Source organism: Campylobacter concisus ATCC 51562, assembly GCF_000466745.1.
Taxonomy (GTDB): Bacteria; Campylobacterota; Campylobacteria; order Campylobacterales; family Campylobacteraceae; genus Campylobacter_A; species Campylobacter_A concisus_B.
This window is the reverse complement of sequence record NZ_ANNI01000007.1, coordinates 28234-39076: the sequence shown is the minus strand read 5'-3', so window position 1 is coordinate 39076 and position 10843 is coordinate 28234. Positions and strand designations below refer to the sequence as shown.

Here is a 10843-nt window from a genome sequence, read left to right as displayed (position 1 = left end):
ACCGCCCCAAGCCCATATTTCCCAACTTTTGCAAAGATTTTTTTAAACAAATTTTAGATAACATTAAGCATTTTTTAAACGAAAGAGGACACAAAAGTGGCAGAATTTTACAATGCAAAAGAGATAGAAGATAAATTTTATAAAATTTGGGAAGAACGCGGATACTTCGAGATAGACGCGAACAAAGATATCCAAAAAGATGGACGTAAATTTTGCATTATGATGCCACCTCCAAACGTGACTGGCTCGCTTCACATCGGACACGCCCTAACCTTTACACTCCAAGATATCATGACGCGCTACAAGAGGATGGACGGCTACAAGACGCTTTGGCAGCCAGGACTTGACCACGCTGGTATCGCCACTCAAAACGTCGTTGAAAAACAGCTTTTAGCCCAAGGGATCAAAAAAGAGGAGCTTGGACGCGAGAAATTTGTAGAAAAAGTGTGGGAGTGGAAAGAGAAAAGTGGCGGCATGATCGTCCATCAGATGCGAAAGCTTGGTATCACTCCAGCTTGGTCTCGCCAGAGATTTACTATGGATGAGGGCTTAAGAAAAGCTGTAAAAAAAGCCTTTGTAAATTTATACGACAAAGGACTGATCGTTCAGAAAAACTATATGATAAACTGGTGTACGCATGATGGGGCGCTTTCTGACATCGAGGTCGAGCACAAAGAGAATAAAGGCAAGCTTTATCATTTGAGATATTATTTTGCAGACAAGCCAAGTGAATTTGTTGTTGTTGCAACAACTCGTCCAGAAACCTACTTTGGCGACACTGCCGTAATGGTAAATCCAAACGACGAGCGCTATAAAAATTTAATCGGAAAAAAGGTGGTGCTACCTATCATAAATAGAGAGATCGAGATCATCGCAGACGAGCACGTCGATATGGAGTTTGGAACAGGCCTTGTTAAGGTCACTCCTGCGCACGATCAAAACGACTACGAAGTTGGCAAAAGGCACGACCTTGAGTTTATTACTATCTTTGATGAAAAGGGCATCTTAAACGACAAGTGCGATAAATTTGCAGGACTTGAGAGGCTTGAGGCTAGAGATATCGTCGTGGCCGAGCTTGAAAAACTTGGCAATGTTGAAAAGATAGAAGACTACGAAAACCAGGTAGGCTACTGCTACCGCTGCAAAAATGTCGTCGAGCCATACATCTCAAAGCAGTGGTTTGTCAAAAAAGAGATCGCAGACGAAGCGATACAAAAGGTCTCAGAGGGCCTTGCTAAATTTTATCCGCCGCACTGGATAAACAGCTTTAACGCGTGGATGAGAGAGCTAAGGGACTGGTGTATCTCACGCCAGCTTTGGTGGGGACATCAAATTCCAGTATTTTACTGCGATGATTGCGGTCATATGTGGGCTGATGAGGGAGAGCCATGCGAGTGCAAAAAGTGTAAAAGTAAAAATTTTCACCAAGATCCAGACGTGCTAGATACATGGTTTAGCTCTGGTCTTTGGCCATTTAGCACGCTTGGTTGGGGAAATGAAAATGAGCTAAAAAATGAAAAATGGTTTGAAGGCGATTTGGCTGAGTTTTATCCAAACAACCTTCTTATAACTGGCTTTGATATATTATTTTTCTGGGTTGCTAGGATGATGTTTCAGGGCGAAAATGCTCTTGGCAAGCTACCATTTGACGATATCTATCTGCACGCGCTTGTAAAAGATGAGTTTGGTAGAAAGATGAGTAAAAGCCTTGGCAACGTCATCGATCCGCTTGATAGCATAAATGAGTATAGTGCTGATATTTTGCGCTTTACGCTAACGCTTCTAGCTGTTCAAGGACGCGACATCAAGCTAAGTGACGCCAAGATGAAGCAGGTAAGAAATTTTACAAACAAGCTTTATAACGCGAGCAAATACCTCATGCTAAATGAGAGCAAATTTGCAAATTTAGAGGATATCAAGCTTCAAACAAAGCTTGGAATTTATATGAATAGCCGCTTTAACGAGTGTGTAAGAGAGGTGCGCGAAAACATCGACGCCTACCGCTTCAATGACGCTGCAAACACACTTTATAAATTCCTTTGGGATGAGTTTTGCGACTGGGGTATCGAGCTTAGCAAGGCTGATAAAGCGAGTGTAAAAGAGCTTGGAAGTATATTTAAAGAGGCGATGAAGCTGCTAAATCCTTTCATGCCGTTTCTCTCAGAGTATCTATTTCAGGAGCTTAGCGGCACACAGCTTGAAAACGCAAAGTCAATAATGGTGATGAGCTACCCAGAGGTAAAAGAGCGAAATTTAGACGTTGAGAAGAAATTTGAGCTAGTTATCGAAGCGATCGTGGCTATTCGCCGTGCAAAAGCGACCATAGATCTTGGCAACTCAAAGATCGCAAAATCCTTTGTTAAATTTAATGAAAAAATAGATCTTGACGAGGTCAAAGAGTATATCAAACTGCTTGCAAAATGCGAGGAGATCGGCTTTGTAGATGAGAAAATAGAAAATTCTATCAGAGATGTGAGCGAAAATTTAGAGGCATTTGTCCCGCTTGAAGGGCTTGATATGAGCGGTATCATCACAAGGCTCAAGTCTCAAAAGACAAAGCTTGAAAAAGAGATAGCTAAGCTTTCAGGTATGCTAAATAACCAAAATTTCGTAGCAAACGCACCAAAAGAAGTTATAGAGACAAACAAAGAGGCTTTGCAAAGCGCTGAGGCTAAATTTAAAAAAGTATGCGAAGAGCTAGAAGCTCTTGGAGAAAAATAGTGATAAAGATAGAAAATTTAAGCAAATTTTATGGTGATACACAGATCCTTTTTGATATAAATTTAGAAGTTAAAAAGGGTGAAATTTTTGCTATAGTGGGACACAGTGGTGCTGGCAAATCAACGCTTTTAAGATGCATAAACGGGCTTGAAAGCTATCAAGGTGGCAGCCTAAAAGTCTTTGATAAAGAGATAAAAAAATTAGATGAGATGCAGCAAAGGCATTTAAGACGAGATGTCGGGATGATATTTCAGCATTTTGCATTAATGGCTAGAAAAAATGTCTTTGAAAACGTTGCTACTCCACTTAAATTTTGGGGTTATAAAAGCGATGAAACTGAAAAAAAAGTAAGAGAACTTTTAAATTTAGTCGGTCTTGAAAATAAGGCAAAAAGCTATCCAAGCGAGCTAAGTGGCGGTCAAAAACAGCGTGTGGCGATCGCTAGAGCGCTTGCTTTAAATCCTAAAATTTTATTAAGCGACGAGGCGACTTCGGCTCTTGATCCAAACACGACAAATCAAATTTTAGAGCTGCTTGAGAAGATAAACAAAGAGCTAGACATAAGCGTCGTCATCGTCACGCACGAGATGGAGGTCGTAAAATCGATCGCAAAACGTGCAATACTGCTAGAATGCGGCAAGATCATAGGCTCTGGAAGCATTGAAGAGCTATTTTTAAAGCCAGATGAGAAGATGAAAGAGTTTTTGGGCGAGGTTGAAATTCTGCCAAGCACTGGCACAAATATCAGGCTATTTTTCCCAAAAGAAGTGGCCCAAAATAGCCTGATCACGCATATGGCTAGAAGCCTAAATATCGACTTTAACATAGTTTGGGGCAAGCTTGAAAAGCTAAACGAAAATGTTCTTGGCTCGCTTGTCATAAACATAGATGAAAAAGATAAAGAAAACGTACTTAACTACATCAAGCAAAGTGGCGTTTTATGGGAGGTTGCTTGATGTTTGGTATTGATTTTTCTAAATTTCCAGATGTATTTTCTAGGATACTGTTGCCAGCTATCGGCGAGACGCTATATATGAGCATCGTCTCTACCCTGCTCGCCTTTGCCATAGGCCTCATACCTGCGGTTTTGCTCATCCTTTCAGACAAAGACGGACTAAAGCCAAACAAACAACTTTATTTTGTGCTTGATATCGTTATAAACGTGCTTAGAAGCTTTCCATTTATTATCCTCATTATTGTGCTCTTTCCGGTCACAAAAATGATCGTAGGCACAAGCATCGGTACTACGGCTGCGATCGTTCCGCTAACTATTGGAGCGGCTCCATTTGTGGCAAGGCTTATTGAAAATGCGCTAAAAGAGGTTGATAAAGGCATCATCGAAGCTGCTCAAAGCTTTGGAAGCTCGAAATTTCAGATCATATTTCGAGTCATGTTTGTAGAAGCACTTCCTGGCATTATCTCGGCATTTACGCTAACGCTTATCGTAAATATCGGCTTTTCAGCGATGGCTGGTGCGGTTGGCGGTGGCGGACTAGGATCTGTTGCTATAAACTACGGATATCAAAGATTTCGCCCAGATATCATGCTTTACACCGTGATTATTCTTATCATTATGGTTCAAATTTTTCAAGTTTTAGGTAACTACTTATATAAAATTTCTAAAAAATAGGCCTTTGTTTTTATCTGATTTTAAGCTTTTTTCCTTAAAATTGCCCGAATTAATTTTTAGCTGAAAGGATAAAAGATGAAATCAGATATGTGCCACATGTGCCGCCTATTAAAAAACGCGTTGTCGAAAGACTAATCTCTAAGCGCAAAATTTCTTTTTAAGTGCTTAGAACTAGCTTAAGCGCTTAAAAAGAAATTTAACCCTCTAGCTTAAATTTATCCTTTTTTGGTGCTTGGCAAATTTTAAAAGGATAATAAATGAAAAAACTACTTCTCACTTCTTTAGTTGCTCTTGGACTTAGTGTAAGCGCAAATGCAGCTGATAAATCAAAAATAATAATCGTTGGTGCTACACCTATTCCACATGCTGAAATTTTAGAGGTTGTAAAGCCTATTTTGGCAAAAGATGGCTATACGCTTGAGATCAAAGAATTTAACGACTACACTACGCCAAACCTTGCAACAGAAGATGGCGATTTAGATGCAAATTTCTTTCAGCACCTTCCATATCTTGAAGAATTTAACAAAAACAAAGGCACTCATCTTATAAAAACAGTTGGCGTTCATCTTGAGCCAATGGGAGTTTATTCTAAAAAGATAAAAGATATCAAAGATCTAAAAGATGGTTCGACCGTATCTATCCCAAATGATCCGACAAATGAAAGCCGTGCTTTAGATATTCTTGCAAACGCTGGACTTATTAAGCTAAACGATAATCCACTAAAAACTCCGCTTGATATAGTTAATAACCCTAAAAAGCTTAAATTTGAAGAGATAGAGACTGCTCAAGTACCAAGAACGCTTGATGATGTTACTATCGCAGTTATTAACACAAACTATGCTCTAAATGCTAATCTTAATCCGGTAAAAGACGCACTTGTGCTTGAAAGCAAAAATAGCCCGTATGTAAACTACGTTGTAGTAAAGTCTGGTAACGAAAATAGCCCTAAAATAAAGGCTCTTGATAAAGCAATAAACTCATCAGAAGTTAAAAAATTTATCGAGATCAAATACAACGGCGCGATTCTTCCAGCATTTTAATTAAAATTTTAAATAAGCGACGTAAAAGCTTTTACCTTTTTAGCGTCGCTTAAACCAAACAAAAAAGGAAAAACAATGAAATTTATCAAACTTTTAACCGCATCTTTAGTTGCTCTAAGCCTTCACGCAGCCGACAAGGACCACACTATCGTAGTTGGCGTTTCACCAGTACCACACGCTGAAATTTTAGAATTTGTAAAACCAAAGCTAAAAGATAAAGGCTACGACCTTGTTATCTCTGAAATTTCAGACTACTCTATCCCAAATGTCGCCACAGAAGATGGCAGTTTGGATGCAAATTTCTTTCAACATTTACCATATCTTGAGGAGCAAAACAAGGCTAGAGGCTTGCATCTTGTAAGCGTTGCAAACGTGCACGTAGAGCCACTTGGCTTTTACTCTAAAAAGATAAAAAACATAAAAGAGTTAAAAGATGGTGCAAAAGTTGCGATCGCTTATGATCCATCAAATGGCAACAGAGCGCTTAGAATTTTAGAAAAGGCTGGCCTTATCGAGATCGATAAAAACGTAAAAGTTGCAACTATAAATGACATAACTAAAAATTCTAAAAATTTACAGTTTGTAGAGCTTGAGGGTGCTCAGATACCAAGAACGCTTGATGATGTAGATATCGCTGCTATTAGCACAAATTTCGTCCTTGATCTTGGTATGAGCGTGGCAAAAGATGCACTTTTGCTTGAAGACGCTAATAGTCCTTACGCTAACATCATCGTCACAAAGGCTGGCAATGAAAATAACCCTAAGATCAAAGCTTTGATTGATGCGGTGCTTAGCCCTGATACTAAAAATTTCATCATTACTCGCTATAAAGGCGAGGTTATACCTGCATTTTAAAAACGGGGCGAGCTTTCGCCCTATTTTGTTTCTAATTTCGTTTTGTTTTATAAGCTACAAACTCTCTTTATTTTTGTCAAAAAGCTTAAGCTATGCTTTGCTAAAATGGCTCACTTTAAAATTTTTCAGGAATTTAAATGCTGCATGATGTTATTGATTTTATAGTTGCGAGCGTAAGTAGCTGGGGTTATGCTGGCATATTTGTGATGATGTTTTTAGAAAGCTCGTTTTTTCCATTTCCAAGCGAGGTCGCAATGATACCGGCTGGCTATTTGGCGCATAAAGGTGAAATGAGTTTAATTTTGGCCTTTCTTGCAGGCACGCTTGGAAGCCTGCTTGGCGCTATTTTTAACTATTATCTTTGCTACTTTTTTGGTCGCGAGATCGTTTTAAAATACGGCAAATTTGTGAGAATCACTCACGAAAAAATGGATAAATTTGAAGCATTTTTCAATAAACACGGCGAAATTTCTACATTTAACTCACGTCTGATTCCTGGCATTCGCCAATGCATCAGCCTACCAGCTGGACTTGCCAAGATGAATATATTTAGATTTTGTCTATTTACCACACTTGGAGCCGGGATTTGGTGTGCTGTTTTGCTTGGAGTTGGCTATTTTCTAGGTTCAAATCCTAGCAAACAGACACTTTTATTGATCACGATCACTCTTTTGGCTGTAGTTACTGTAATAAGCGTGGTCTATATAATAAAGCAAAGAAAAGGCTAAATACATATAAGAGTATGTAAAATTTAGTGTATTTTATAAAATTTTTATTTGTGGTATTTAGTTAGATTTAACCTAGCAAATCGCCCTCATCTTTTCTAGATGAGTTAAATTTCTTGAAATTTTATCTAGCTCAAATTTACTGAATACTTCATCACCAGAATAGAAAAATCTAATTTTTGGGGCTTTATTTAAAGTAGAAATTTTTAGTCCAATCTCACTTATAAGGCGATTTATTGTCCCTTCGTTGCCATCAATTATGCTTATATTTGACGGCAAAATTTCTCTTAGGCTATCTTTAAAATAGTTAAAGTGCGTGCAGCCAAGCACTAAAAAACCAAATTTACTTAGATCAAATTTGTCTAACTCTTCTTTTAGATATGATTTCACATTCTCGGTATCAAATTCTCCATTTTCAGCAAAATTTACAAGACGTGGTAGAGCGAGCAGCTCAGTCTTGTCTTTTGCGTGTAAATTTGCGATCAGCTCTTTTAGTTTTGCACCATTTACGGTGACTGGAGTGGCTATGACAAGCGTTTTTAAGGTATCATTATGGCTTAAGTCATGAGCCTTTTTTACAGCTGGTTCCATGCCGATTATAGGTATACTTAAATTTGCTCTAAGCTCTTTTATCGCTACGCTTGTTGCCGTATTACAAGCTACTACGACAGCTTTTGCGCCATTTTCTATGAGAAATTTCACCGCATCAAAACTAAATTTTAAAATCTCATTTCTGCTCTTTTGTCCATACGGGACATTTTTTACGTCTGCATAATATAAAAATTCATGCTCACTAAGCTTGCTTAAAGCTTCATTTAAGACACTTAGTCCACCAAGTCCTGAGTCAAATATACCTATCTTCATGCCCTTCCTTAAAGCCTGCAATTATAGCAAATAATATCTTTGTAAGCCGTTTTTTATTATACTTTGGCACTTTTTAAACTTGGAGTTAAATTTTGGCAGTTGATAAGATCATTTTCTATCTTTGTTCGACTTTGATCGCTATAAGCATTATTTTTTCACTATCTTTGCCAGTTTTTACGGTTTTATTTTTTAATTACGACGAATTTCACTTTTTCATCCGCCAGTTTATTGTTGGTTGTATTGGAATTTTCATTATGTGGTGGCTCTCTAGGCTCAATCCCGAAAAAACGCTTGTTTGGATAGGATTTGGCCTTCTTATATCTTGCGGTATCGCCATGGGGCTAATGCATGCATTGCCAGCTTCAATGGTAACTGACGCTGGTGGTGCTAGACGTTGGATTAGGCTACCTGGCTTTTCGCTAGCTCCAGTCGAGTTTTTTAAAATCGGTTTTGTCTACTTCTTAGCTTGGAGTTTTACTAGAAAATTTAGTGAGGGCAAAAGAACCTTGCTAGATGAGATTAAGATACTCATGCCTTATATTATTCTTTTTGGTGTTGCTATCTTTCTTATCGCTGTTATGCAAAATGACCTTGGTCAAGTGGTCGTGCTGGCGCTTACATTTGTGACGATGGCACTTTTTGCAGGAGCAAGTGCGAGACTTTTTAGCATCGGTATCTTAGGGGCCGCTTTTGTTATGACAGTAGCGATAATCAGCTCTGAGCATAGAATTTTACGTATAAAGTCATGGTGGGGCACGATACAAAATATGGTGCTTTCTTTCTTGCCTGATAGCGTTGCAGATGTATTAAGAGTGGCTGATGCACCAGAGCCATATCAAATTTCTCACTCGTTAAACGCTATAAAGCATGGCGAATTTTTCGGCGAAGGGCTTGGCGCTGGCATCTTTAAGCTTGGCTTTTTAAGTGAGGTCCATACTGACTTTGTACTAGCTGGTATCGCTGAAGAGGTTGGTGTATTTGGTATTTTGTGTATCGTAGCTATATTTATAACGCTACTTTATAGAATTTTTAGAATTTCAGCTAGAAGCGAAAATAAGGTCTATCATCTATTTACGCTTGGTGTCGGGCTTATCTTATCGTTTTCATTTTTAATGAATAGCTATGGTATCACATCGATCACGCCTATCAAAGGTATTGCTGTGCCATTTCTTAGTTATGGCGGTAGCTCTGTGCTTGCGATTTGTATCGGTATCGGCATGGTTTTGATGGTTAGTAAAAGGGCAAAATTATGATTGTTATTTGCGGTGGAGGCACTGGTGGGCATTTAGCGATCGCAAGAAGCTTTTGCGAGGAGCTTAATACTCGTGATATCAAGCCTATATTTATCGGCTCAACTAGTGGTCAAGATAAATTTTGGTTTGAAAATGACGAGAATTTTTTACAAAAATTTTTCTTACCAAGTAGTGGCGTGGTAAATAAGAGAGGCTTTGCTAAGCTAAAATCACTAATAAATATCGTAAATCTTGCTTTAAAATGTAGAAAAATTTTTAAGCAAAATGACGTTAAGGCAGTTATTAGCGTTGGTGGCTATTCAGCAGCTCCAGCAGCCATTGCAGCCATTATCTCAAAAGTGCCGCTTTTTATCCACGAACAAAATGCTGTAATGGGCAAACTAAATAAAATTTTAAAGCCCTACGCGAAGGGCTTTTTTAGCTCTTATGATGAAGCTTCGCCCTACCCTTACCCTGTGGCAAAGAAATTTTTTGATAGCGCAAGAGTGAGAGAGGAGTTAAAGACTATTTTGTTTTTAGGAGGCTCACAAGGTGCAAAAGCGATAAACGAGCTAGCTATAAATTTAGCTCCATATCTTAAAGAAAAAGGCATAAAAATAATTCATCAATGTGGTAAAAATGGCTTTGATGAACTTAAAAAAAGATATGATGAACTTGGCTTTAATGAAACGAATTTAGAAATTTTTGAATTTAGTAAAGAGATAGAAAATAAGATGAGCAAGGCTGACCTTGCCATATCAAGAGCAGGAGCTAGCTCGCTTTGGGAGCTTTGCGCAAATGCTTTGCCATCTATCTTTGTGCCATTTCCTTATGCTGCTGGTAATCATCAATTTTATAACGCTAAATTTTTAAAAGATAAAGGCATTGCTGAAATTTGCTTACAAAATGGAGAAATTTTAGACAAAGACGAAGTTATAAGAATGATAGAAAATTTTGATCTAAACAAAAGCAGTAAAGCTCTAAAAGAGATCCTTTTGCCAAATGGAGCAAAAGAGATAATTGATAAAATTTTAAACTAGCTCCTCGCCTATCGCACAAGCTTTTAGTTCTTTTAGCTCAAAGATCAAGTAGTGATAAATAAGCTCATTTGTATTTAAAATTTTTGCACTAAAGACTGGTTTTATCATAGTTATTATCTTATCAGTTATACCCGCAATCTCCACTAGCAAAAGCTCATCTTTGCGTTGCTTCGCAGCCTTAATACAATTATAAAAGAACGTATAAATTATCTTAAAATTTTGCAAAATAACATTTGAAACTATCCTAGAATGAATATGCAAAACATTATGTATACGCTCTTGTAGAGTATTTAGCTCCGCAAGTAGTGATTTTATTTGAGTAGTATCTGTTGTCCTAGAAAAGAGATTTTTCGCTTTATTTTTGTTTTGTATTTGATACTCTGCTACTAAAATTTCTATTATATTTAAAATGGCGACATAGCTTTCTTGTAAATTTTCATTTGCCTTAAAGCTCACACCGTTTTTCTCAATTTTATAGTTTAAGCTTCTCTTTATCTGCTCCAAATAAGTACTAATGTTTTCATAATAGTCCTCTGTGTTGAAGACACTTTTAAAAAAATCGCTTTCACCTTTTAAATTTGTAAGCTTTTTTTTAAGTTCATCAGCATTTTTATTAAACTCAACAACCCCAACTGCCAAGCCGATCTCGTGCTCACTATTTTGTTCTAATGCTGTCAAACTTTCTTTTAGTACCGAAATTTGTTTTTGAATATTTTGAAAATCCATTTTTTCTCTT

General features: G+C 37.7%; 10 protein-coding genes. 8 read left to right on the top strand and 2 right to left on the bottom strand.

The window, feature by feature from the left end:
• The first annotated feature begins 96 nt into the window (after positions 1–96).
• The 6 genes from ATCC51562_RS05970 (at position 97) to ATCC51562_RS05945 (ending at position 6974) form a co-directional block, all read left to right on the top strand.
• Positions 97–2721 (top strand): valine--tRNA ligase, encoded by a 2625-nt coding sequence (locus ATCC51562_RS05970; RefSeq protein ID WP_021091351.1) that lies wholly within the window; start codon positions 97–99, stop codon positions 2719–2721.
• Positions 2721–3677, top strand: coding sequence for a methionine ABC transporter ATP-binding protein (locus tag ATCC51562_RS05965; protein ID WP_021091335.1), 957 nt, complete (start codon positions 2721–2723; stop codon positions 3675–3677). Before ATCC51562_RS05970 ends, ATCC51562_RS05965 begins: the two co-directional genes overlap by 1 nt.
• Positions 3677–4351 carry a methionine ABC transporter permease gene (locus tag ATCC51562_RS05960; RefSeq protein ID WP_021091339.1) on the top strand — a complete coding sequence of 225 codons (675 nt, stop codon included), beginning with the start codon at positions 3677–3679 and terminating at the stop codon, positions 4349–4351. Before ATCC51562_RS05965 ends, ATCC51562_RS05960 begins: the two co-directional genes overlap by 1 nt.
• A 257-nt stretch (positions 4352–4608) precedes the next feature.
• On the top strand, positions 4609–5391 hold the full coding sequence (locus ATCC51562_RS05955) for a MetQ/NlpA family ABC transporter substrate-binding protein (protein ID WP_021091345.1): 783 nt from the start codon (positions 4609–4611) through the stop codon (positions 5389–5391).
• A 75-nt stretch (positions 5392–5466) separates the two neighbouring features.
• Positions 5467–6246: a MetQ/NlpA family ABC transporter substrate-binding protein gene (locus ATCC51562_RS05950; protein WP_021091343.1), complete on the top strand. Its 780-nt coding sequence runs from the start codon at positions 5467–5469 to the stop codon at positions 6244–6246.
• Between the two features lie 137 nt (positions 6247–6383).
• The gene (locus ATCC51562_RS05945; protein WP_021091290.1) at positions 6384–6974 is read left to right on the top strand and encodes a DedA family protein; all 591 of its coding nucleotides are present in this window, start codon (positions 6384–6386) and stop codon (positions 6972–6974) included.
• A gap of 72 nt (positions 6975–7046) precedes the next feature.
• On the opposite strand, the gene murI is transcribed toward ATCC51562_RS05945, so the two are convergent.
• Positions 7047–7835, bottom strand: coding sequence for a glutamate racemase (gene murI / locus ATCC51562_RS05940; protein ID WP_021091359.1), 789 nt, complete (start codon positions 7833–7835; stop codon positions 7047–7049).
• Positions 7836–7927: 92 nt separating this feature from the next.
• Here murI and ATCC51562_RS05935 point away from each other — a divergent pair, with 92 nt between their 5' ends.
• Both ATCC51562_RS05935 and murG read left to right on the top strand, forming a co-directional pair.
• On the top strand, positions 7928–9088 hold the full coding sequence (locus tag ATCC51562_RS05935; RefSeq protein ID WP_021091312.1) for an FtsW/RodA/SpoVE family cell cycle protein: 1161 nt from the start codon (positions 7928–7930) through the stop codon (positions 9086–9088).
• A complete protein-coding gene (murG, locus tag ATCC51562_RS05930; protein WP_021091330.1) occupies positions 9085–10107 on the top strand; it encodes an undecaprenyldiphospho-muramoylpentapeptide beta-N-acetylglucosaminyltransferase in 1023 nt (340 codons plus the stop codon). Before ATCC51562_RS05935 ends, murG begins: the two co-directional genes overlap by 4 nt.
• Here murG and ATCC51562_RS05925 read toward each other — a convergent pair.
• The gene (locus ATCC51562_RS05925) at positions 10099–10833 is read right to left on the bottom strand and encodes a hypothetical protein (RefSeq protein WP_021091403.1); all 735 of its coding nucleotides are present in this window, start codon (positions 10831–10833) and stop codon (positions 10099–10101) included. The genes murG and ATCC51562_RS05925 overlap by 9 nt on opposite strands.
• Positions 10834–10843 lie beyond the last annotated feature (10 nt).